The organism is Caulobacter sp. 17J65-9 (assembly GCF_010975005.1).
GTDB lineage: Bacteria > Pseudomonadota > Alphaproteobacteria > Caulobacterales > Caulobacteraceae > 17J80-11.
Genome location: NZ_JAAIVC010000056.1, coordinates 1 through 20,270 on the forward strand (window position 1 = coordinate 1; position 20,270 = coordinate 20,270).

The 20,270-nt window shown below is 71.4% G+C and carries 22 protein-coding genes; 8 read left to right on the plus strand and 14 right to left on the minus strand.

All coding sequences use genetic code 11. The annotated features are described in order from the left end of the window. The 6 genes from G3573_RS10495 to G3573_RS10520 all read right to left on the minus strand — a co-directional run. Nucleotides 1–897: Gfo/Idh/MocA family oxidoreductase (locus G3573_RS10495; RefSeq protein WP_163261039.1), on the minus strand; the 897-nt coding region annotated here is incomplete at its 3' end. Between the two features lie 250 nt (nucleotides 898–1,147). Continuing rightward, entirely contained in the window at nucleotides 1,148–2,137 is a 990-nt protein-coding gene (locus G3573_RS10500) for a zinc-binding dehydrogenase (protein WP_240454616.1), read from the minus strand. 227 nt (nucleotides 2,138–2,364) lie between these two features. Next, nucleotides 2,365–2,706, minus strand: a complete 342-nt coding sequence (locus G3573_RS10505) for a GIY-YIG nuclease family protein (RefSeq protein ID WP_163261040.1) — start codon at nucleotides 2,704–2,706, stop codon at nucleotides 2,365–2,367. 10 nt (nucleotides 2,707–2,716) lie between these two features. Then, nucleotides 2,717–3,361, minus strand: a complete 645-nt coding sequence (locus tag G3573_RS10510) for a YceI family protein (protein ID WP_163261041.1) — start codon at nucleotides 3,359–3,361, stop codon at nucleotides 2,717–2,719. Nucleotides 3,362–3,467: 106 nt separating this feature from the next. Further along, nucleotides 3,468–3,941 carry an SRPBCC family protein gene (locus G3573_RS10515; RefSeq protein WP_163261042.1) on the minus strand — a complete coding sequence of 158 codons (474 nt, stop codon included), beginning with the start codon at nucleotides 3,939–3,941 and terminating at the stop codon, nucleotides 3,468–3,470. A 14-nt stretch (nucleotides 3,942–3,955) separates the two neighbouring features. Further along, on the minus strand, nucleotides 3,956–4,291 hold the full coding sequence (locus G3573_RS10520) for a metalloregulator ArsR/SmtB family transcription factor (protein WP_163261043.1): 336 nt from the start codon (nucleotides 4,289–4,291) through the stop codon (nucleotides 3,956–3,958). A gap of 163 nt (nucleotides 4,292–4,454) precedes the next feature. On the opposite strand from G3573_RS10520, the gene G3573_RS10525 reads away from it, so the two are divergent. The 3 genes from G3573_RS10525 to G3573_RS10535 all read left to right on the plus strand — a co-directional run bounded on the left by G3573_RS10525 (nucleotide 4,455) and on the right by G3573_RS10535 (nucleotide 6,718). Next, nucleotides 4,455–4,934: a VOC family protein gene (locus tag G3573_RS10525; RefSeq protein WP_163261044.1), complete on the plus strand. Its 480-nt coding sequence runs from the start codon at nucleotides 4,455–4,457 to the stop codon at nucleotides 4,932–4,934. Between the two features lie 186 nt (nucleotides 4,935–5,120). Beyond that, the gene (locus G3573_RS10530) at nucleotides 5,121–5,702 is read left to right on the plus strand and encodes a TetR/AcrR family transcriptional regulator (protein ID WP_163261045.1); all 582 of its coding nucleotides are present in this window, start codon (nucleotides 5,121–5,123) and stop codon (nucleotides 5,700–5,702) included. After that, nucleotides 5,702–6,718 carry a dienelactone hydrolase family protein gene (locus G3573_RS10535; protein WP_163261046.1) on the plus strand — a complete coding sequence of 339 codons (1,017 nt, stop codon included), beginning with the start codon at nucleotides 5,702–5,704 and terminating at the stop codon, nucleotides 6,716–6,718. The genes G3573_RS10530 and G3573_RS10535 overlap by 1 nt, the downstream gene beginning before the upstream one ends. Here G3573_RS10535 and G3573_RS10540 read toward each other — a convergent pair. Next, a complete protein-coding gene (locus tag G3573_RS10540; protein WP_163261047.1) occupies nucleotides 6,715–7,368 on the minus strand; it encodes a DUF1345 domain-containing protein in 654 nt (217 codons plus the stop codon). The two genes, G3573_RS10535 and G3573_RS10540, sit on opposite strands and share 4 nt — an antisense overlap. A 100-nt stretch (nucleotides 7,369–7,468) precedes the next feature. On the opposite strand from G3573_RS10540, the gene G3573_RS10545 reads away from it, so the two are divergent. Together G3573_RS10545 and G3573_RS10550 are read left to right on the plus strand one after the other, a co-directional pair. Continuing rightward, nucleotides 7,469–8,230 carry a hypothetical protein gene (locus tag G3573_RS10545; protein ID WP_163261048.1) on the plus strand — a complete coding sequence of 254 codons (762 nt, stop codon included), beginning with the start codon at nucleotides 7,469–7,471 and terminating at the stop codon, nucleotides 8,228–8,230. A gap of 53 nt (nucleotides 8,231–8,283) precedes the next feature. Then, complete coding sequence (locus tag G3573_RS10550; protein WP_163261049.1) at nucleotides 8,284–8,778, plus strand: hypothetical protein; 495 nt, start codon at nucleotides 8,284–8,286, stop codon at nucleotides 8,776–8,778. 47 nt (nucleotides 8,779–8,825) lie between these two features. Here the strand turns inward: G3573_RS10550 and G3573_RS10555 are convergent, their stop codons facing one another. Further along, nucleotides 8,826–10,034 (minus strand): multidrug effflux MFS transporter, encoded by a 1,209-nt coding sequence (locus G3573_RS10555; RefSeq protein ID WP_163261050.1) that lies wholly within the window; start codon nucleotides 10,032–10,034, stop codon nucleotides 8,826–8,828. A 440-nt stretch (nucleotides 10,035–10,474) separates the two neighbouring features. On the opposite strand from G3573_RS10555, the gene G3573_RS10560 reads away from it, so the two are divergent. Next, complete coding sequence (locus G3573_RS10560) at nucleotides 10,475–11,173, plus strand: hypothetical protein (RefSeq protein ID WP_205598187.1); 699 nt, start codon at nucleotides 10,475–10,477, stop codon at nucleotides 11,171–11,173. Nucleotides 11,174–11,182: 9 nt separating this feature from the next. On the opposite strand, the gene G3573_RS10565 is transcribed toward G3573_RS10560, so the two are convergent. The 5 genes from G3573_RS10565 to G3573_RS10585 all read right to left on the minus strand — a co-directional run bounded on the left by G3573_RS10565 (nucleotide 11,183) and on the right by G3573_RS10585 (nucleotide 14,396). Then, on the minus strand, nucleotides 11,183–11,845 hold the full coding sequence (locus G3573_RS10565; protein ID WP_163261051.1) for a suppressor of fused domain protein: 663 nt from the start codon (nucleotides 11,843–11,845) through the stop codon (nucleotides 11,183–11,185). Nucleotides 11,846–11,847: 2 nt separating this feature from the next. Beyond that, entirely contained in the window at nucleotides 11,848–12,171 is a 324-nt protein-coding gene (locus tag G3573_RS10570; protein WP_163261052.1) for a HigA family addiction module antitoxin, read from the minus strand. Between the two features lie 70 nt (nucleotides 12,172–12,241). Then, on the minus strand, nucleotides 12,242–12,529 hold the full coding sequence (locus G3573_RS10575; protein WP_163261053.1) for a type II toxin-antitoxin system RelE/ParE family toxin: 288 nt from the start codon (nucleotides 12,527–12,529) through the stop codon (nucleotides 12,242–12,244). Between the two features lie 87 nt (nucleotides 12,530–12,616). After that, nucleotides 12,617–13,726, minus strand: coding sequence for a serine hydrolase domain-containing protein (locus G3573_RS10580; protein WP_163261054.1), 1,110 nt, complete (start codon nucleotides 13,724–13,726; stop codon nucleotides 12,617–12,619). A gap of 265 nt (nucleotides 13,727–13,991) precedes the next feature. Further along, entirely contained in the window at nucleotides 13,992–14,396 is a 405-nt protein-coding gene (locus G3573_RS10585; protein WP_163261055.1) for a VOC family protein, read from the minus strand. Nucleotides 14,397–14,660: 264 nt separating this feature from the next. Here G3573_RS10585 and G3573_RS10590 point away from each other — a divergent pair, with 264 nt between their 5' ends. Next, nucleotides 14,661–15,059: a hypothetical protein gene (locus tag G3573_RS10590; RefSeq protein ID WP_163261056.1), complete on the plus strand. Its 399-nt coding sequence runs from the start codon at nucleotides 14,661–14,663 to the stop codon at nucleotides 15,057–15,059. Here G3573_RS10590 and G3573_RS10595 read toward each other — a convergent pair. Next, the gene (locus G3573_RS10595) at nucleotides 15,028–15,837 is read right to left on the minus strand and encodes a hypothetical protein (RefSeq protein ID WP_163261057.1); all 810 of its coding nucleotides are present in this window, start codon (nucleotides 15,835–15,837) and stop codon (nucleotides 15,028–15,030) included. The genes G3573_RS10590 and G3573_RS10595 overlap by 32 nt on opposite strands. Before the next feature lie 326 nt (nucleotides 15,838–16,163). Between G3573_RS10595 and G3573_RS10600 the strand changes: the two genes are divergently transcribed. Then, nucleotides 16,164–20,270: autotransporter-associated beta strand repeat-containing protein (locus G3573_RS10600; protein ID WP_163261058.1), on the plus strand; the 4,107-nt coding region annotated here is incomplete at its 3' end.

Here is a 20,270-nt window from a genome sequence, read left to right on the forward strand (position 1 = left end):
GGCCAGCCGCTCGGCCCAGGCCACCGCCGCGCGGCCGCCCCAGGCGTCGGGCGGGGCGCAGAGCGGCTCGCGGCGGGGGCCGTCGCAGCGCCAGGCTTCGAAGTCGTAGAACGAGCCGCCGACATTGGTCAGCTCGGCCCCGCCGCCGGTCCCGTACAGCGACGCCGAAATGGCCGCGTCGCGCCCGGCCGGCAGGTTCCAGGAGCAGGCCAGCCGCACGCTGACCCCGCCCGCCAACGCCAGATCGGCGGTGGCGTAGTCCTCCACCACGGGACGCCCGCCGAGCGGCTCGCCGGCGGCGTAGAGGCGGCCGCGAACGGTCTCCACCGCCGGGAAGTCCAGCGTCCACAGGGCCAGGTCGACCAGGTGCACGCCCAGATCCATCACGCAGCCGCCGCCCGACAGCACGGGATCGTAGAACCACGGCTTGTCCGGCCCGTAGGCGTTGTGGAAGGTCAGGTCGGCGGCATAGACGCGGCCCAGGGCGCCCTCGCGGACCAGCTCGCGCATCCGCCGCGCGGCCTCGGTGAAGCGGTAGGACAGGTCGACCTCCAGCAGGCGGTCGGCCTTGCGGGCGGCCCCGACCACGGCGCGGACCTCGTCGGCGGTGCGGCCCAGCGGCTTCTGGCAGAACACGGCGCAGCCGGCGGCCAGCGCCTCGACCGCCTGCTCGGCGTGCAGCGCGCTGGGGGTGGCGACGACGATCCCGTCCAGGTCGAGAGAGAGCAGGGCGTCCAGCCCGTCGACCACTTCGCAGCCGGCCTGGCGGGCGGCCTGTTCGGCGGCCTCGGGCGACGCGTCGGCGACGGCGGCGGCCTCGACCACGCCTGAATCCAGCATGGCCCGCATGCGATGGCGCCCGATCCAGCCGACGCCGAGGAAGCCGACGCGGGTCATGCCTCCTTCTCCCCTTGTGGGAGAAGGACGGAGCCCGCGCCCCGGAGCCCCGGACCTGATCCGGGGCGTAGGGCTGCGCGGGAGGATGAGGGGTCTCGCGACATCTGGAGAAGCGGGCGCTCGGCGGCGTCGGACCGGAGAGGGCGGCGCGACCCCTCATCCTCCCGCGCAGGCCTCCGCGTGCCGCTCCGGCGCGCGGGACCCTCCTTCTCCCTCAAGGGGAGAAGGGGCGCCACCACCACGCGGTCCCTCACAACGTCACCACCGCCTTCATGAACCCCTCGGGCCGGTCGCGCGCGGCGTTGAGGGCGTCGTCGAGGCGCTCCAGTGGATAGGCGTGGGTGAGCAGCGGGTCTGGATCCAGCCGCCCGGACGCCACCGCCTCCACCGCCTCGCGCAGGCCGCGCACGGCCACGGCCGGATCACGTTCGTGGGCGTTGATCACGTCGAAGCCGCGCCAGTTCCACAGCTGCATGTTCACCTGGCGCGGGCCGTCCTGGTGGTAGCCGGCGATCACCAGCCGGCCCCCCTCGCGGGTCAGTTCGGCGGCCAGGTCCAGCGGCCATTGCTTGCCGGCCGCCTCGATGACGCGGTCGCAGAACACCCCGCCGGTCAGCTCGCGCACCTGCTCGATGACGGTGTGGCGCCCTTCCATGCCGAACGCCTCGACCGCGCCCATGGCCCGCGCCGTCTTCAGCGCGCCCGGCCGCCGTGAAATGGCGATCACCCGCGCGCCGGCCTCAGTGGCCAGCCGGGTCAGCACGGCGCCGAGATAGCCGACGCCGACGACAGCCACGGTCTGGCCGGGCTGGATGTCGGCGCGGCGGAAGATGTTCATGGCGCAGCCCAGCGGCTCGCCGGGGAATGCGCGTCCGTCCAGGCTGGCCGGCAGGGGCACGACGGCGCCGGCCTCGGCCAGGTCGTATTCGGCGTAGGCGTTGTAGCTGAGCGCGGCGACCCGCTGGCCGGGCTTGAGGCCGTCCACGCCGTCGCCGACCGCGTCGATCACGCCCCAGCCTTCGTGGCCCAGCGCGCCCGGCGCGGTCGGAAACTCCATCCACGGCGGGCCTTCCCAGGGCGTCAGGTTCGACGCGCACACGCCGCAGCCTTCGAGCTTGAGGCGCACCTGGCCGGGGCCGGGCTCGGGCCTGGGCACGCGGGCGGTGTGCAGCTTGCCCGGCCCGGTCAGCACCGCCGCGCGCATGGTCCCTGCCTGCGCCTGCGCCTGCGCCCCGTCCATCGCCGCTCTCCCTCGCCGTGCGAGGGGGAACCGTGACGGTGGGGGGATTGTTCGAAAAACGAGCAATTATCTCGTCATCCCGGCCGCAGGTCCGCGCAGCGGGCCGGAGAGCCGGGACCCAGCAAGCTCGCGATCAACGCTGCGATCGCGGGCTGCAACCAGCGCGGCGCTTGCTGGGTCCCGGCTCTCCGCTGCGCTGCGCTCCGCTGCGGCCGGGATGACGGATTTTAAGAATGCGGCGGCGTCACGAGCCAGGCGCTGTCGGTCTCGTGGAACCAGCCGTCGGACAGGTCGCGCCAGTCCTGATTGTCAGCCTCGATCAGGGCCAGCTTCCACTTGCGCAGCCAGCGTTTGACCTGCTTCTCGCGCGCGATCGCAGGGGCCATGGCCTCGTGCGGCTCGAACCAGACTAGGCGGGTGCAGCCGTACTTTCGCGAGAAGCCGTCGTAGGCGCCCTGCTTGTGCTGCAGCATCCGCAGGCCGAGATCGCTGGTCACGCCGGTGTAGAGCGTGCCGTTGCGCTCGCTGGCGACGATGTAAACGGCGATCAGAGAATAGCGCTCAGCCATCTTCCTTCTGTCACCCCTTCGGCCGGGTGAACTCCGCCTCGATCTGCATCTGCACTTCGTCGCTCACCCCGAAGGTCGAGCCCTTGGCCGGGATGCCCGCGCTGATCCCGAAGTCCGATCGGTTCAGCGATCCCGTGGCCGAGAAGCCGATGCGCGCGCCGGACGGGTCCATGGCGTGGCTGGCGTAGCCGCCGTTGTACCTGGCGTTCAGGGTCACGGGCCTGGTCACTCCGTGCAGGGTCAGGTCGCCGGTCACCTCGGCGGTGTCGGGGCCGGTCGGTTCGACCTTGGTCGTGCGGAAGCTGATGGCCGGATAGCGGGCGGCGTCCAGCCAGTCCGGCCCGGTCAGCTGGGCGTCGAAGTCGGGCTCGGGCAGGGGGTAGTCGGTCTCCAGCGAGCGCGGATCGACCGTGGCGTTCACCCGCGAGGCGGCCGGGCTCTTCGGGGCCAGCTCCAGCGTCGCGTCCAGCCTGGTGAAGCGGGCGGTGTAGTGGGACATGCCTAAGTGATTGACCCGGAACACCAGCGAGGCGTGGGCGGGGTCCAGCTTGTAGGTCCCGGCCGGGACGTCGGTCTTCACCGGCTCGGGCGTGCGGTGGCAGGCGCCGAGCGCCAGCACGGCGGCGGCGAGCAGGAGCGGGCGGGCGGCGGGCATGAGCGATCTCTCCAGGTGAGGCGACTGAAAGACGTCGTGGGAGGCTTCAGTCCGACAGTCTCGGTGGGGCGAGGGGCCGCCTCACGACAGCCCCTGAAACGGCCCCTCAGGCCGCCGCCGTTTCCGCCTCCAGCGCCCGGCCGAGCGCGTCGAGCAGCTCGCGGGTGCCCTCTTCGCGCAGGCGCGGGTTGTCGAAGCCGTCGAGGAAGGCGCCCTGTTCGGTCAGGATCAGGCGCGTGCCGGCGCCGTCCGGCTTGAACTGGAGCGTCGCCACCGAAACCGAGATGCGCGTCGTGTCCAGGTGCATCTCGTAGGTCGAGACGATCCGCTGGTCCGGCACGATGTCCTGGAAGGTGGCCAGGTAGTGGTGCACCGTCCCGCCGGCCGGGCCGCCGCTGATGCGCTCCTGGCCGCCCTCGCGGAAGTCCATTTCATACGGACCGCTCGCCCAGTCCTCGGGGCCGCCGAACCAGCGGCGCTTTTTGACCGGGTCGGCGAAGGCGGCGAACACCCGGGCCGGCGCGGCCGGATAGGTGCGCTCGATCGTGAAGGTGGCGTGGGTGACGTTGCGTTCGGTCATGGCGGTTTGCTCCTTCATCCGTTCAGGTCGTCGTCGCCGGCCAGGAAGTCGCCCAGCCGGTCGAGCCGCCGCTCCCAGCCGGCGCGGCGCTCGTGGATCCAGCGTTCGGCCAGGCTGAGCGCCTCGGGCTCCAGCCGGCAGGTGCGCACCCGTCCGACCTTCTCGGTGCGCACCAGGCCGCCGGCTTCCAGCACCTGCACGTGCTGCAGGACCGAGGGCAGGGACATGGCCAGGGGCTGGGCCAACTCGCCGACCGAGGCCGGCCCGTGGCCCAGGCGCTCGACCATGGCCCGTCGGGTCGGGTCGGCGAGGGCGTGGAACAGCTGGTCGAGGTTCGGTTGGTTAGGCATGTGGCTAAGTATTTCGCCGCGGCGGCCGACGTCAAGGGATGGTTTGGCGAATGCCTAAGTTTTCTCGGGGTCGCGGACGCAAAAAATAGTAGACCGACGGTGTCGGAAAGCGCGCGGCTGGTACGTTCCTTCGGCCGACAGTCGAAATCAGAGGACCCGCCCCATGCAGCAGATCCACCCCTTCCTGTGGTTCGAAGGCCAGGCCGAAGAGGCCATGAACTTCTACGTCTCGATCTTTCCGAACTCGAAGGTGCTGAAGGTGCTGCGCTACGGCGAGGGCGGGCCGGGGCCGAAAGGCGAGGTGATGCTCTGCGTGTTCGAGCTGGACGGCCAGGTGTTCAACGCCCTGAACGGGCGGCCGCCGGGCTTCGGCTTCACCGACGCGGTCTCCTTCACGGCCAACTGCGAGACGCAAGCCGAGGTCGACCACCTGTGGGACGCCCTGGTCGCCGGCGGTGGCCAGCACAGCCAGTGCGGCTGGCTGAGGGACCGGTTCGGCGTCGCCTGGCAGGTCACCCCGATCCAGATCCGCGACACCGTCGGCGGCTCGGACCCGGCCGGCGCCCAGCGGGCCATGCAGGCGATGATGCAGATGACCAAGCTCGACATCGCCGCCCTGGAGCGGGCGTACGCGGGCGGCTAGAGCGGCGGGTTCCTCAAAGATCGTCACCCTCGGGCTTGTCCCGAGGGCCCAGACCTCCGGTGCGCGAAGGCGTCAGGGCTGAGTGCGCGCTGAACGCTGGGCCCTCGGGACAAGCCCGAGGGTGACGATTGGTGGGCCGCCGGGGAGGATGTTTACGCCGTAAGCAATCATGTGTACGGTGTACGCATGACCGCACGCGACCGCCTGTTCGCCGCCGCCCGCGAGCTCTTCGAAAGCGAAGGGCTGGAGGGGCTGTCGATCCGCGAGGTCGGCCGTCGCGCCGGCATGTCGGCCATGGCCATCTACCGGCACTTTCCCGACAAGGAGGCCCTGGTCGACGCCTTGATGGACGACGGCTTTCAGGCCTGGGAGACGATCGCGCTGGCCATCGACGCCGACGATCCGGTCGCGTGGCTGCGCGCGCTGATCGGCGCCTACCGCGACTTCGCGCTGGAGCAGCCGCACAAGTTCGACGCCACGTTTCTGCTGCCGGCCCGCAAGGCGCGCACCTTTCCCGAGGACGCGGACCGCTCGCCGGTGTTCGGCCGGATCATGGCGCGGGTCGAGGCGGCGCAGGCGCAAGGCCGGATGCGGCCGGCGGCTTCGCTGGACGTGGCGCTGTTGCTGTCGGCCCTGGCCCAGGGCCTGGTGTCCATGCAGCGGGCCCGGCGGTTTGGGAGCGAGGCGCAGTTTCGCGCCAGCTATGACGCGACCATGGCGCAGGCGTTCGAAAGTCTTCTGACAAATCAAACGGCTGGGGTGGGGTGATGAAGCTTGTTCTGAAGCTGCTCGGCGGCGCGCTGGCGCTCGTCGTCCTGGCCGCCGCCGGCCTGGCCGCGAGCCTGGTGCTGAGCGCGCGCACGCCGAAGACGCCGGTCGGCGTGACCCGGGTGCTGGCCCCCGATCCGGGCCATGCGGGCGTCCCGGTGACGCTGTACTACCCGACCGAAGCGAAGCCGAAGCTGACCTGGATGGGCACTAGCTTCGCGCGGCTGGCCACGGGCGGGGCGGTGGCGCCCGGCGCCCACCCGCTGGTCGTGATCACCCACGGCACCGGCGCCGGCCCGGTCAGCCATATCGACACCGCCCTGGCCCTGGCCGAGGCCGGCTATGTGGTGGCCGCGCCCATGCACCCGGGCGACAACTTCCAGGACCAGAGCGCGGTCGGCACGGCCGCCTGGTTCCCCGACCGCGCCCGCCAGGTGGTGCGTGTGAACGACTATCTGCTGGGGTCGTGGAAGGACCACGCCCGGCTGGACCCGTCCCGGGTGGGCGTGTTCGGCTTCTCGGCCGGCGGCACGACGGCGCTGATCGTGGCCGGCGGCACGCCCGACCTGGCCGGCGTCGCCACGCACTGCCGCCAGGCGCCGGAGTTCGCCTGCCAGCTGATGAAGCCGGACCTGACCGCGCCGCAGACCTGGGCCCACGACCCGCGCGTGCGCGCCGCGGTGGTGGCGGCGCCGGGCATAGGCTTCGCCTTCGCGCCGGACGGCCTGAAGGCCGTGACCGCGCCGGTGCAGCTGTGGACCGGCGCGGCGGACACCTCGGTGCCGACGGCCAGCAACGCCGGCTTGGTGCGCGACCAGCTGCCGGAGGCGGAGTTCCACACCGTCATGCGGGCCGGGCACTTCGCCTTCCTGGCCCCGTGCGGGCCGGCCGGCCTGCTGCTGCCGCCCATGCTGTGCCGCGACCCCAAGGGCTTCGACCGCACGGCCTTCCACAAGTCGTTCAACAAGCAGGTGGTGGCGTTCTTCGACCGGACGCTGGGGGCGCTGGCGCCCTAAGCCTGCGACACCACCACGATCAGGTTGACCGCCAGGGCGACCAGCACGGTGTTGAAGAAGAACGACACCACTCCGTGGGCCAGCGTCAGGAACCGCATCGACGTGGTCTCGACGCTGGTGTCTGAGACCTGGGCGGTCATGCCGACCGTGAAGGAATAGTAGAGGAAGTCCATCGCGCCGGGCTCCGGCGTGCCGGGGAAGTTCAGGCCGCGCACCGGCTGGTGCGGCTCGCCGTGGCTGAACGTGTAGTAGGCGTTGGCGTAGTGGAAGGCGGCGATCGTGTGCAGGGTCAGCCAGCCCAGCGGAATGCTGGCGATGGAGACGAGCAGCCGGAACAGGCCGGGCTTGGAGGGGCTGTTCAGCAGGGCGAACACCGCCCCCAGGCTGAGCGCGACGACCCCGACGGTGACCAGGGTGAGGATCACCGCGCCTTCGTCCTGGCGCCGCGCGCGGGCCATGAAGCTCTTGCCCGAGCGGGACATCAGCACGCTGATGCAGACTAGGTGGGCGACGTAGAAAACGTCGCCGGCCAGCACCAGCCGCAGCGCGTCGTCGTCCAGCGCCGGCGTCGCCCACCACGCCGCCACGCCAAGCAGCACCGACCCGTAGAACGGGGTGTGGCGGGTGAAGTGGGAGGTGAAGGCGCGCATGCGCCGAGCATGCGCGCGGCGGCGGGCGGGTCAAGGACGGCCTCTGTTGCGTGACTTCGTTCGGTCGGCCTACCAAAGGGACTGAACGGAGGGGACGGCGATGAAGCTAGGGCTGGCGCTTGCTGCGGCGGCGACGGGACTCTTTGCGGCCGAGGCCGCGTGGGCCGGGCCGTGCTACGACCTCGCCAAGGGCCAACCACGGGAGCTCACCGGCACGCTCGACTACGTCGTCTATCCGGGGCCGCCCAACTATGAGGACGTGCGTGCCGGCGATACGCCCGAGCCCTCTTACGTGCTGCGCCTCACGCGCCCGATCTGTCTGACGGGCGACGAGTTCGCGAACGAGGACCAGACGTTCTCGGCCGTGCAGCTGGTCGCGACCCAGGCCGTGCCCGGACAGACGTTGAAAGCCTATCTGCACCGGCAGGTGACGGTGGTGTTCGGCGACCGCATGGCCGCCACTACCGGCCACCACCACGAGCCGCTGGTGGCCTGGGCGGCGTCTGTGGCGCCGACGGCGCGGCCGATGGAGTTCACCGAGGAGTACGGCACGGCGGCCACGACGGTGCGGGCCTTCTACGCCGCCCTGAGCGACGGCCAGGGGGCGGCCGCGGCCGCGATGGTCGTGCCGGAGAAGCGCGCCGGCGGGCCGTTCTCGGCCGCCGAGTTGACGCGGTTCTACGGCGGCCTGAAGGAACCGATCCGGCTGGTCGACATCGCCCAGAGCGGACCGGCCGAATTTGTCGCCCATTACCGCTACGCCACGGGCAAACGGGTATGCGACGGGCGCGCGGTGGTGCGTACGGTGTCGCGCGACGGGCGCAATCTGATCCAGAGCATCCGCGCGCTGGACGGCTGCTGAGGCTGATCAGGCGGGGCGGCGGCGCCAACTTTCGGCGTCGGAGGGGGGAACTGATGTCTGGCCTGATCCTGGCGTTGAGCCTGGCCGCCGCCGCGCCCGCGGCACGCGCGCCGGACCTGGCGAAGCTGCAGGTGTTCGCGACCCTGGAGGTGCGGGACGCCTTCGACCCGACCGTGACGCGCCTGAAGATGGGGACGTTCGACGAGGACGCCGCCGGGACACCGACCTACTGGTTCGTCCGGGAGCAGCGTGATCGCAAGAAGCGGCTGATCCGGCGGGATGTCGCCGACAGCGGCGCGTGTCCGGGCGCGCTCGCGCCGCTGCAGGCGATGGAGCAGCTGCACCTGCCGTCGCCGGACGTGCCGGGCTTCGGCCGGGACGCCGACGTGACCGTCATGGACGGGGCCGACTACAGGCTCACTGGAACAGTTCGCCACAGCGACGGCCAGGACGGCGAGTTCATGATCCAGAGCAACGTGTTCACCCCGCTGGCGACGTGGAGCGACGACATGCTTCGCGCGCTCGAAGGCTGCTGGCGGCGGGCGTAGACCGACCCGCGTTTCTCCCTCCCCTTGAAGGGGAGGGAGAGGGGACCTCACTCCGCCGCCGCCTGCGCCTCGGCCTTGGCGGGCGCGCGCAGCACCGGGAGCGCGATCAGCAGGGCGATCACCCCGCAGGCCGCGATGGCGACGACCATCGGCAGGGGCGTGCCGTCGGCGAACAGGCCGGCCAGGGTCATCAGCAGGGCGCCGACCAGCAGGTGCGTCGCGCCCATCAGGGCGGAGGCGGCGCCGGCGATCTCGCCGTGCGCCTCCATGGCCAGGACCGAGGCGGTCGGCACGACCAGGCCGAGGAAGCCGAAGGCCACGAACAGCAGGGCCATCATCACCGGCAGTTGCTGGACGCCCAGAGCCATCACCACGGCCAACAGCACCAGACTGGCGGCCACGCCCATGGCGGCGGCGCGGGTGGTCGCGCCCATGCCGAAGCGGCGGGCCAGGCGGGCGTTGAACTGGGCCGCGCCGAAGAAGCTGACGGCGTTCAACGCGAAGCACAGGCTGTACTGCACCGGAGTGAGGCCGTAGGCGCTGGTCAGCACGAAGGACGATTGGGCCAGGTAGACGAAGAAGGCCGAGACGCCGACGCCGCCGATCAGGGTCAGGCCCATGAACTGCGGATCGACGATGAGCTGGCGGTAGGCGCCGACCGCGCCCGCCCAGCTGGAGCCGGCGCGGGCGTGCCGCGGCCGGGTCTCGCGCAGGGCGAACCAGGCCAGGCCCAGCGCCAGCATCGACAGCACCGCCACGGTCCAGAACACCGCCCGCCAGCCGATCGCGTCGATGATCCAGGCGCCGGCCAGCGGCGCCAGGATCGGCGAGATGCTGACCACCAGCATCAGCAGCGACATCAGCTGGGTGGCCTCATGGCCGGTGTGCAGGTCGCGCACGATGGCGCGCGGCACCACCATGCCCGCGCACGCGCCCAGCGCCTGCAGCACGCGGAAGCCGATCAGCGCCTCGACGTTGGGGCTGAGCGCGCAGCCGACGCTGCCGATCGCGAACAGGACCAGGCCCGCATAGATCGGCGCCTTGCGCCCGACCATGTCCGACAGCGGCCCGTAGGCCAGCTGGCAAAGCCCGATGGTCAGGAAGTAGGCGGTCAGGGTCATCTGCACGGCGCCCGCGTCGGCGTTCAGCGACGCGCCGATCCTGGGCAGGGCCGACAGGTACATGTCGACCGCGAACGGGCCGACGGCGGTGATCAGGCCCAGCACGAGGGCGGTCTTGAGGAATTGGCGGGCCATGGGGCTTTCGCTGGAATCGTGAGGGGTCGGCCCCGAGGACGAACGGGGCGGCGCCGCCGCGACAGACGTCGCGCGGGCGGAGGGGGAGAATTTTCGGGCGGCCGGGAGGTCTTTGGTAGCCGGGCGAGCCGGCAAGGGCAACAGCGCGATCCTTCTCCCCTTGAGGGAGAAGGACGGAGCCCACGCGCCGGAGGGCGTGAGCCCGAAGGCGCGCGTGGGAGGATGAGGGGTCTCGCCGACCCGTCAGTCGCGCGGGCTCGGCGCCGCGGACCGGAGGCGTCGCGCGACCCCTCATCCTCCCGCGCAGCCCTCCGCTTGCGCTCCGGGGCGCGGGCTCCGTCCTTCTCCCTCAGGGGGAGAAGGAACAACGTGCCCGCCCCCGTCAGTTCTCAGCCGTATTCCCGCAAGCTTCGCTGAACAGACCTCGAGGGAGGCCCGTCATGATCCGTGCCGCGTCCCTGTTGCTCGCCTCTGGCCTGGCTCTGGCGCTGGCCGGCGCCGCCGCGGCCGCCGACGATCCGAAGCCGGCGCCGGGCGAGCCGGACCTCGCCGCCGTGCGCGCGTCGGCGGAGAAGTACCGCGACGTGACCAAGGCGCTGGCCGACGGCTATGTGCGCGACCCGATGAACGCCTGCGAGACGGCCCAGATGATGGGCCTGCCGGGCGAGCAGGGGGCGATGGGGATCCACTACTTCCGCCCCAACCTGCTGGGCGTCTCGGCCCCGCCCAATCCGCGGGTGAGCGGCACGGGCACCCACACCGACTTCCTCAAGCCCGGCGTGCTGATCTACGAGCCGCAGGCCGACGGGACGCTGGCCCTGGTCGCGGTCGAGAACCTGGTGTTCGAGAAGGCCTGGACGGCGGCCGGCCATAAGCAACCGCCCAGCTTCTTCGGCGTCGCCTACGAGCACATGGTCGACGATCCGAAGACGCCGATCGACGAAGCCCACATGTTCGAGCCGCACTTCGACAAGCACGTGTGGATCTGGCGCGAGAACCCCAACGGCGTGTTCGCCCCGTTCAACCCGAAGGTCACCTGCTTCCACCACGGCGCCCAGCCCAAGGCGGTCCCGACCGCCGAGGCGCTGCCTACCATGACCCCCGAACAGGCGGCCCTGCACAAGGCGATGGGACACTAGGTCCGGCGCCTAGGTTCGGCGGATCAGGCTGGGGCGGACCGGGTCGGTGACCGGGTGGAAGCCGGCCCGGCGCAGGCGCTCGATCAGGGCCGGCGAGCCGTTGTGCTGGGCGAAGGCCAGTTCGTCGTCGGTCAGGCCGGTGAAGCCCAGCAGGCGCACCTGGCCGGAGGGCAGGGCGAAGCCGGGCGCGACGCCCTCGGCTTGCGTCACCACCAGGTGGCGGATCCGGCACGCCGGGCGGCCGTCCAGCGGTTCGCGCAGCGGAATGCGGTCGTCGGGGGCGAGCGGCGCGCCCTTGGGATAGCGGCCGGCCCGCAGCAGCAGCTCGAAGGCCAGCATGTTCTGCAGCATGCGCACGGCCCAGTCGCCGGGGCGGGTGACCTGGAGGACGAACTCCACGCCGGCGCCGGACGGCCCGGCCGGGTCCCAGTCTTCGGGTTCCTGCTCCCAGGGGTTGGACAGGCCCGAGGTGACGTAGAGCCAGGACGCGCGCTCAGGCGTCGGCGCGAACTCGAACACGCCGTGAGTGATCCAGCGCGGGTCGATGTCGCCCTGGCGGAACCGCTCCGCGAACAGCTGGGGCGAAAGCGCGAAGATTCCACGGGATTTCGGCCCGAACAGGTCCGGATAGACCTGCGTCTCACGCATTTCCCAGACGGCTTCCAGGTCCATGCTCAGGCCGCCGTGTCGAGGGGCTTGATCGCGTCCAGTTCGGCCCGCTCGGCGGCGGCGGTGGTCAGCAGGTCGTAGCGGGTCTGCAGGTTCATCCAGAACTGGGCGCTGGCGCCGAACAGGCGTTCGAGCCGAAGCGCCGTGTCCGGGGTGACCGGCCCCTCGCAGCGGGCCAGCCGCTCGATGCGCGTGCGTGGCACCTTCATCAGCTTGGCCGCCGTGTAGGGCGCGAGCTCGAGCGGCTTGAGAAACTCTTCCGACAGGATCTCGCCCGGGTGCACCGGGGAGAGTGGGCTTTCAGCGGTAGCGGCGATGTTTGCAGCCATCGCGGCCTCCTGGTCATGTTCGGGCCGCTAGGCCCGGGGCGATCAAACGACTGTCAAAAGGGTGGCAGTCCTAGTGATAGTCTACGAATTCGACCTCCGCGGGGCCGGCCGGCGTCCAGACGAACGCCAGTCGGAACTGGTCGTTCACTCGAACTGAGTGTTGGCCCTGCCGGTCGCCTTGCAGGGCTTCCAGCCGGTTTCCGGGCGGCACGCGCAGGTCATCGAGGGAAGCCGCAGCTTCAAGCATCTCCAGCTTGCGCTTCGCGGAGCGGATCAGGTCGGACGGAAAGCCTTTGCCGGGAGGGTCCCCGGCGAAGATCGCCGCCGCCTGATCGTCTTTGAAGCTCTGGATCGGCATGTGCCAGGCTCCTTCGCCTCCAGTCGTATCGTGAAGTGATACGTGCCGCAAGTCTGACGTATCGCTCGGAGATACGTTCGTCGTCCGTCACCGCACCGGCGGCAGGGCGTCCTGCACGGTCTTGAGCACGCCCTTCAGCTCGTCGCGGGCGGGCGTCTCGCCGTTGTTGCCGGCGAAGTAGAAGAAGGCGTCGCGGCCGGGGAACAGGGCGAGGTAGGAAAAGAACGTTCCGTCCGATCCGCCGTGGCCGGCGCGCAAGGTCCGGCCCTGGTCGTCGACCCGGAAGAACAGGCCGTAGCCCTCGCGCACGTCGGGCGTCTCGCCCGGCGCGTGCGGGGAGAGCACCAGGGCGCGCACCGCTTCGGGCTGGGCCATCAGGCCGTGATAGAAGCGCTGCATGTCGGCCGCCGAGGCCTGCAGGCCGCCGTTGCCCTTCAGGTTCCAGTCGGCCCCGTGCAGCGCCGCGATCTGGTCGGAGATCAGCGGCTGCGCCTTATCGTTCAGATAGCCGATCGCGAAGCCGGCGCGCGGGGCGCCCGGGAAGGTCCAGCCGGTGCGGGTCATGCCGAACGGCGCCCAGACGTGGGTGCGCAAATAGCTCACCCAGTCCTGGCCGGAGGCCTGCTCGACCGTCGCGGCGGTGATGCTGAGGCCGAGGTTGGAGTAGAGCGAGCGGCCCGGCGGCTGCTTCAGGGGCAGGGCCATGCAGCGGGTCAGCAGCTCGGCGCGGGTGCGCGGCTCGAAGTCGTCGCCGCAGTAGTCGTCCAGCCCCGCCGTGTGGGTCATCAGCTGGTTCAGCGTGGCCGCCGCCGCCGGCTCGGCCGCGCCGGGCAGCCAGGCGCGCACGGGGACGTGCAGGTCGAGCTTGCCCTCGGCGGCCAGCTGGCTGGCGGCCAGGGCCGTGAAGGTCTTGGTGATCGAGCCGATCTGGGCGGTGGTGTCGGCGGTGAAGGGGGTCTTCGCCTCGCGGTCGGCGTAGCCGTAGCCGGCCTTGAGCACGGTCCTGCCCTCCATCTCGACCACCACGGCCCCGCCGAAGCCGCGCTGTTCGGCCGCCGCGGTCAGCTGGGCGTCGATCGCCGCGGCCACGGGGCCGTCCAGCACCTCCACCGTGCGCGGCGCGGCGGCCTGAGGCGTCCCGGCGTGCGCGGCCGGCGGGATCGCGAGCGCGGCGAGCGCGCAGAGCAGCAGTTTCATCGGCGGGTCCCCCAGGGGCGGAGGGGTAGCACGAGTCTCCTTCTCCCCCTGAGGGAGAAGGAGGGGCCCGCGCGCCGGAGGGCGAAAGCCCGCAGGCCTGCGCGGGAGGATGAGGGGTCTCGCGACCTCTCCGCAACCTCGCGCCAAGAGGTGAGCGGCCGCCGTCCTCGGCGCGACCCCTCATCCTCCCGCGCGACCTTCGCCCTGCCGGGCTCCGGTGCGCGGGCTCCGTCCTTCTCCCTCAAGGGGAGAAGGATCGTTCAGCTCACTGCGGCGGCATGGCCGACATGTCCATGTACATCAGCTCCCAGACGTGGCCGTCGGGGTCCTGGAAGCTGGCGCCGTGCATCGGGCCCATGTCGAAGGTCGGCCGCCACGGCCGGGCGCCGGCGGCGAGCGCCTTGGCCAGGGTGTCGTCGACCTCCTCGCGGCTGGCGCAGGACAGGCAGGTCAAGACTTCGGTCGCCTTGTGCGCGTCGCTGATCGGCTGGGTGAGGAAGCCTTCGAACTTGGGGTGGGTCAGCAGCATGACGAAGATGTTCTGGTCCACCACCATGCAGGCGGCGGTGTCGTCGGTGAACTGCGGGTTGTTGGTGAAGCCGATCGCCGTGAAGAAGGCCATCGAGGCCTTCAGGTCCTTCACCGGCAGGTTGACGAAGATCATGCGCATGGGCGGGGCTCCTCAATAGGTTCGGGCGAAGGACGAACGGGCCGGCGTGGGGCCGACAGTTCAGGTTCAAATATCTTCGTCATATCGAACCTTCTCCCCTTGCGGGAGAAGGAGGGGCCCGCCGGCCGAAAGGCCGGTGGGAGGATGAGGGGTTTCTCCGCAGGCGGCGGCGCGACCCCTCACCCTCCCACGCTTCGCGTGGGCCCCTCCCTCTCCCGCAAGGGGAGAGGGGGAACGCCGCCGCCCGCCCGCCGTTCACGCCCCATGGAGCTGAGCGAAGCGGACCGGCTCTGCCTGGCCGAGGCCGAGAGCCACGGACGTCTGGTCGCCCCGATCGTGCGCGCGGGGCGGGAGGTGCCCGACGGCGTCGCCCTGAAGCGGCACCTGGACGGCATGGTCCGCCGCGGCCTGCTGGCCGACGCCGGCAAGAGCGGGTCGGAAGCCCGGGTGCTGGCGGTGGCCTATGAGGCGACCGAAGCCGGGCTGGAGCTGGTGCGCGCGGTCGAGGTGCGCGACCAGGCTATGCAGATGCTGGCCCAGTGCCGGGGCGCGCTCGCGGCCGGCGGCTCGTGCGAGTACCGCCTGTCGGAGATCCGCGAGCTGCTGCAGGGGCCGCGCTGGTGGGCGCTGGTCAAGGCGGCGGAGCCGTCGAAGCGGCACTGACCGGCGCTGGCCGCATGCCGGCCAACTGGTGCTCCATCGGCTCCTGGCTCTCGCGCACCGAGCCGCCGGTGGGCCGGTCGATGTCGAGGATCAAGAGCAGCACCAGCGCCAGCAGGGCCAGGAATACCCCGCCCGACAACCGTCCGCGCCGGCCCACCAGCACGTAGCCGAGGATGGCGGCGGTCACCACCACATAGACGTAGAGCACGGCGTAGACCGGGGCCGGCACCTTGGCCCGGCGCGAGGCCTTGCGCGCGGCGTCCAGGTCGACGAGCTCGTTGGCGTTGTTGACCAGCGGCACGATCAGGCCCGCCTCGCGCGCGCTGGGGATCGCGCGGGCGACCGCGGCCCAGTAATCGGCCAGCAGCCGGTCGCTGGCGGCCAGAAGGGGCTTGTTGGCCGGCGCCGCGGTCTGGGCCAGGGCGACGCGGTTCTCGGCGTAGCGCACCAGCACCGACTGGATCTCGCCGCGGTGCGGCTCGGCCAGCAGGCCGGCGCGCAGGTAAGCCGTGCCGACCGCGTTGGCCTCGTCGATGACCAGGGCGCGGCGGGTGTCGTAGCGGCTGATCGCCTGCGAGAAGGTGAAGCCGAGCAGCAGGGCCAAGAGGCCCAGCACGGCGGAGACGACATAGCCGCCGTGCGCCTCGTCGCTCGGCTCCTGCGCGGGCCAGTCGCGCATGAGGCGGCCGACGACCCCGGCGGCGACCATGCTGCCGAGCAGGATCACGCCGATCAGCAGGATGGACGCCGACCCCAGCCAGGCGTCGAACGCGGCCATGCGTGAGCTCCCTTCCGCCGGAGCGGAAGTCTAGCGGGCGCGCCCGCGCGGCGAAGGCGGGGGAAAATACGGGGGCTCCGGGCCAAGTCGAAAAGCGGCGATTTCTGTGCCCGGCCGGGACGGGTGGCCCTGATGCTACAGTCTATACTGTTTGGCGCCCTGTTGCGGAGCTGAGCATTGCGACTCAGGCGCGAGCTCGTCTAGGCGTGCGCGATCAGGGGACCGGCTAAGCTTCGCGTCGCCTTTCGCGCGCCCCGGGCGCCCGCGAGGGGGCGCGGGCGGCGGTCAAGACGACGCCGGCGCGGACCGGCCTGGGGGCGAGTTTCATGGCTAAGACGGTTCAGGGTCGCGCGGCGGCCCGCACGGGCGTGCGTGGTCTGCTGCTGGCCGGCACGGCGCTGGCGGCGATCGCCATGGCGGGGCAGGCGGCCGGCCGGGACTTTACGGGCCAGCAGGTCACCTGGACCATGTACTATCCGAACCTGAGCAGCCCGGACTCGCCGACGACGACGACGGTCGGCGACGGGCTGGAGTTCGATCAGCCGACGGACCGCGGCTATCAGGTCGACGTCGCGGGCGACCAGATCGTCGTGACTTACCTGCGCGGCGCGGTGTGGAATCCGACGGCGTTCAACGGCTTCGGCCTGGACTTCGCCGGCGGCCCGACGTTGCAGGCCTTCAGCGTGGACGCGGGGCTGACGACCGGGGGCGGCGCGACGCCGACCTTCGACGCCAACTCGGCGTTCATCAACTGGGCCGGCCAGTCCTTCGCCGCCGGCGACCGGCTGGTCCTCAACATGACCCTGGCCTGCGCGACCTCGGGCGGCGACGACGCCTGCCAGATCAGCCGCGCGACCGACCAGTCCATCGGCGTCGACGCCCAGGGCGGGAACGACACCCTGCGCCTGAGCGGCGACAGCGGCGCCTTCAGCTTCGACGCCGGCAAGCTGGGCACGACCTATCTGAACTTCGAGGCGCTGCGGAAGACCGGCGCCTCTGACGTCACCCTGACGGGCGCGTTCGGCCAGACCGTCTGGGTCGACGAGGGCGAGCTGACCATCGAGGGCAGCGTCCACACCAGCATCGGCGACGCCGTCGTGGGCGTCGGCGACGGCGTCACGATCGACGTCGCGGCTGGCGCTTCGGTGACCGCCGACGGCGTCGACGACGCGGCTATTTCCTTCATCGGCGCCACCGGCACGCTCCTGAACGCCGGCACGATCACCGGCGACGCCGGCGTCTATTTCGACAGCGCGGGCACGCTGGTGAACGCGGCGGGCGGCCTGATCGAGGCCACGGACATGCACGCGGTCAACATCGCCGGCGGCTACGGCGAGGTGACCAACGCCGGGACCATCCGCACCCAGGGCGAGCCCATGTTCGGCTGGGTGGCCGTGGCGCTGAACGGCGGCGGCACGGTGACGAACGAAGCCGGCGGCCTGATCGAAGCGCTCAACGGCTCCGACGCGATCTACATTTCCGGCACGGGCGGAGTGACCAACGCCGGCTCGATCCAGGGTGACCGCGAGGGCGTCTTCATCAGCTGGATCGGCACGGTCGACAACCAGGCGACCGGCACGATCCAGGGCGGCTCGCACGGCGTGGCGATCGGCGGCGCGACCACGGTGACCAACGCCGGCACGATCTCGTCGACCTCGGGCGAGGCGCTCTACGCCAACGGCCTGGCCGACATCACCAACAGCGGCGTCGTCTCCAGCGCCTCCGCGACCGGCGTCCACATGCAGGCCGGCGGCGAGCTGACCAACCTGGCCGGCGGGACGATCGGCGGAGCCACCTACGGCGTCTACGGCGCGCAGGCCAGCACGGTCGACAACGCCGGCACGATCAGCGCCACGAGCAACAACGCGATCTGGATCTCCCACGGCGCGGCCACGATCACCAACCGCGGCACGATCTACAACGACAACGCCGCCCAGAACGCCATCTACGTCAACCAGGGCGGCTCGCTGACCACCACGGCCGGCTCGTCGATCGAGGGCGGCTACGACGGCGTCTACTTCGGCCAGGCGGCCATTGTGGAAAACGCCGGCGGCATCTCCGGCGCGCGGGCCGGCCTGTTCCTGAACGCCGGCGGCAATCTGGACAACCTGCAGGGCGGGCTGATCTCGTCGGCCAACGCAGTCATCTCGCAGGGCGCGCTGACGGTGGACAACGCCGGCGAGATCAGCAGCTCGGCCGGCAACGCCCTCTACGTCAACGGGGCGGGCGCGATCGTCAACACCGGCGCCCTGACCTCCACGAACAACAGCTACACCAGCGTCTTCGTCCTCGACGGCGGTACGCTGGAGAACCAGGCCGGAGGCGACGTCGCCGGCGGCTACGACGGGGTCTATTTCGGCGACGTCGCGGGCGTCGACAACAGCGGGACCATCACCGGCGCCACCCAGCGCGGCGTCGCCCTGGGGGCCGGCGGTGCGGTGACCAACCGGACCGGCGGCCAGATCGAGGGGCGCAACTACGGCGTCTATACCGGCGGCGGGACCCTGACGGTCGCCAACGCGGCCGGCGGGACCATCTCCGGCGGCTGGGGCGTCAACGCGCTGAGCGGCGTGCTGGACCTGTCCAGCGCCGGCACGATCACCGGCACGGGCGGCTTTGCGATCGTGGGCGGGGGGCTGAACGACCGGGTGATCCTGTCGGCCGGCTCCAGCACCAGCGGCAACGTGCTGACCGGCGGCGGCGCGGACGAGGTGCGCCTGGCCGGGGCGCTGACCGGACAGGTCGTCGCCGGGGCCGGGAACGACACGGTCTACCTGACCACCGGCGCCTCGGTCAGCAGCATTATCGACGGGGGCGCCGACACCGACACCCTGATCCTGAACGGGACGTCGAGCGCCACGCTCGACGTGTCGAAGCTGGCCGGCTTCGAAGTCTTCCAGAAGCAGGGGACCGGGACCTGGAGCCTGATCGGCACGCCGGGCGCCACCGCGGGATGGGACGTGCAGGCGGGGACCCTGCGCGCCGGCCTCGAGGTCTCGATCTACAACCAGGCGACGGTGAGCGTCGCCGACGCGGCCCGCTTCGAGCTGACCGGCAACATGACTCTCGGCCAGATCGCCGGCGCGGGCGAGGTGGACCTGCACGGCTACAACCTGCTGATCGGCCGCGGCGACGGGAACGGCGCCTTCGACGGCGAGGTCGTGGGCGGCGGCGGGCTGCTGAAGATCGGGACCGGGACCTTCGTCCTGAACGGGACCTCGGCCGCCGACGTGACCGAGGTCGCGGCCGGAGTGCTGCGCCTGGGCGGCGACGAGCGGCTGTCGGACGGCACGGCGCTGCTGGCGAACGGCACCTTCGACCTCGACGGCTGGAGCGAGACCGTCGACGAGCTGTGGAACGCGGGCGTGATCGACCTGGGCGACGGCGGGAGCCTGACCGTGGGCGCCGCGGGCGGCAGCTCCACCTTCAGCGGGAACATCACCGGCGACGGCTCGCTGACCAAGACCGGGGCGGGCCGCTTCGTCCTGGCCAACGAGCACGACTTCACCGGCGCGCTCAACCTCGACGCCGGCGAGCTGTACTACGCGGCCTACATCAGCGCGGACCTGAACGTGCGCGGCGGGCGCCTGATCAACGGCGGCGTGATCGACGGGCGGCTGAGCGTCTCTGGCGGCGTCGTCTCGCCGGGCGACACCGCCGGACTGAGCTACTTCCTCGCGAACAGCCTGGTGGTGACCGGCGGCACGATGAGCTTCGGCTTCGGCGGCGCCGACCGCAGCTACGCCAGCGACTTCATCGGCCTGAGCGGCGCGGTCTCCCTGAACGGCGGGATGGTGGACGCCAAGCCGGTGAGCGCCATCGGCCAGTACGGCTTCAACCAGCAGTACGTTCTGATCGACGGCGCCAGCCTGTCGGGCCAGTTCGCCAACCTGTCGAGCTTCAGCCAGAACGCCTACCTGCCGCAGCTCTACCAGCGCCTGCGCTACGACACCGCGTCGGGTCAGGTCGTGCTGGAAGTCCGGCGCATGGTCGACTGGGCCGAGGACGCGGAGACCGACAACCAGCGCGAGGTGGCCGCCGGGATCACCAGCATCCAGATGGTCGGCGGCGACGACTGGGCCGACGTCCTGGGCTTCCTGCTGGACGGCGCGCCCGACGACCGCCGCGCCGCCTACGACGCCATGAGCGGCGAGGGGCTGGCCAACGTGTCGGGCTCGGTGCTGCAGTTCAGCCAGCGCTTCCAGGACGTGCTGCAGGGCCGCATGGCCGGCGGTGCGAACGGCGGCGGGATGAGCGGCGGCACCGCCTTCGCGGCCCTGCCGTTCGGCCAGGGCGCGCGCACCGACGTGCTGGGCGGCGTGCTGAACGCGGCCGAGACCGGCGCGGCCGGCGCCAGCGGCGCCTGGGCGGAAGCCTTCGTGCTGGACAGCAAGCTGGACGGCCAGGCCGGGGTGGCGGCTGCGACCACCGGC

What these genes read in the sequence shown, in the direction of transcription:
- G3573_RS10500 (WP_240454616.1), bottom strand. Translation starts at nt 2,137, where the DNA reads ATGGACGGGGCGCAGGCGCAGGCGCAGGCAGGGACCATGCGCGCGGCG.
- G3573_RS10505 (WP_163261040.1), bottom strand. Translation starts at nt 2,706, where the DNA reads ATGGCTGAGCGCTATTCTCTGATCGCCGTTTACATCGTCGCCAGCGAG.
- G3573_RS10510 (WP_163261041.1), bottom strand. Translation starts at nt 3,361, where the DNA reads ATGCCCGCCGCCCGCCCGCTCCTGCTCGCCGCCGCCGTGCTGGCGCTC.
- G3573_RS10515 (WP_163261042.1), bottom strand. Translation starts at nt 3,941, where the DNA reads ATGACCGAACGCAACGTCACCCACGCCACCTTCACGATCGAGCGCACC.
- G3573_RS10520 (WP_163261043.1), bottom strand. Translation starts at nt 4,291, where the DNA reads ATGCCTAACCAACCGAACCTCGACCAGCTGTTCCACGCCCTCGCCGAC.
- G3573_RS10525 (WP_163261044.1), top strand. Translation starts at nt 4,455, where the DNA reads ATGCAGCAGATCCACCCCTTCCTGTGGTTCGAAGGCCAGGCCGAAGAG.
- G3573_RS10530 (WP_163261045.1), top strand. Translation starts at nt 5,121, where the DNA reads ATGACCGCACGCGACCGCCTGTTCGCCGCCGCCCGCGAGCTCTTCGAA.
- G3573_RS10535 (WP_163261046.1), top strand. Translation starts at nt 5,702, where the DNA reads ATGAAGCTTGTTCTGAAGCTGCTCGGCGGCGCGCTGGCGCTCGTCGTC.
- G3573_RS10540 (WP_163261047.1), bottom strand. Translation starts at nt 7,368, where the DNA reads ATGCGCGCCTTCACCTCCCACTTCACCCGCCACACCCCGTTCTACGGG.
- G3573_RS10545 (WP_163261048.1), top strand. Translation starts at nt 7,469, where the DNA reads ATGAAGCTAGGGCTGGCGCTTGCTGCGGCGGCGACGGGACTCTTTGCG.
- G3573_RS10550 (WP_163261049.1), top strand. Translation starts at nt 8,284, where the DNA reads ATGTCTGGCCTGATCCTGGCGTTGAGCCTGGCCGCCGCCGCGCCCGCG.
- G3573_RS10555 (WP_163261050.1), bottom strand. Translation starts at nt 10,034, where the DNA reads ATGGCCCGCCAATTCCTCAAGACCGCCCTCGTGCTGGGCCTGATCACC.
- G3573_RS10560 (WP_205598187.1), top strand. Translation starts at nt 10,475, where the DNA reads ATGATCCGTGCCGCGTCCCTGTTGCTCGCCTCTGGCCTGGCTCTGGCG.
- G3573_RS10565 (WP_163261051.1), bottom strand. Translation starts at nt 11,845, where the DNA reads ATGGACCTGGAAGCCGTCTGGGAAATGCGTGAGACGCAGGTCTATCCG.
- G3573_RS10570 (WP_163261052.1), bottom strand. Translation starts at nt 12,171, where the DNA reads ATGGCTGCAAACATCGCCGCTACCGCTGAAAGCCCACTCTCCCCGGTG.
- G3573_RS10575 (WP_163261053.1), bottom strand. Translation starts at nt 12,529, where the DNA reads ATGCCGATCCAGAGCTTCAAAGACGATCAGGCGGCGGCGATCTTCGCC.
- G3573_RS10580 (WP_163261054.1), bottom strand. Translation starts at nt 13,726, where the DNA reads ATGAAACTGCTGCTCTGCGCGCTCGCCGCGCTCGCGATCCCGCCGGCC.
- G3573_RS10585 (WP_163261055.1), bottom strand. Translation starts at nt 14,396, where the DNA reads ATGCGCATGATCTTCGTCAACCTGCCGGTGAAGGACCTGAAGGCCTCG.
- G3573_RS10590 (WP_163261056.1), top strand. Translation starts at nt 14,661, where the DNA reads ATGGAGCTGAGCGAAGCGGACCGGCTCTGCCTGGCCGAGGCCGAGAGC.
- G3573_RS10595 (WP_163261057.1), bottom strand. Translation starts at nt 15,837, where the DNA reads ATGGCCGCGTTCGACGCCTGGCTGGGGTCGGCGTCCATCCTGCTGATC.